1 pseudogene is annotated in these 202 nt (G+C 67.8%); it reads right to left on the bottom strand.

Annotation, left to right across the window (positions count from 1 at the left end):
* Nucleotides 1-202 (bottom strand): annotated as a pseudogene (locus IO33_RS0142500) (IS630 family transposase); the annotation flags it as partial.

Raw genomic sequence — 202 nt, 5'->3', positions numbered from 1 at the left:
CGACCACATCGCGGACCTTGTCGATGAACAGCGGGTCCGTGGACAGCTTGAACGTCTCGGAACGGTGCGGGGCCAGGGCGAAGGCGCGCCAGATCCGTGAGACGGCCGACTGGGACATCCCGGTCGCCGCCGCCATCGACCGGGTCGACCAGTGCGTGGCGTTCGCCGGCTTCTCCTCCAGCGTTTTGACGATGACCCGCTC

The sequence above is a fragment of the Streptomyces durhamensis genome, from assembly GCF_000725475.1.
GTDB classification, from domain to species: Bacteria; Actinomycetota; Actinomycetes; order Streptomycetales; family Streptomycetaceae; genus Streptomyces; species Streptomyces filipinensis.
The sequence above is the reverse complement of the archived record's forward strand: the minus strand, read 5'-3'. Positions and strand labels throughout refer to the sequence as shown.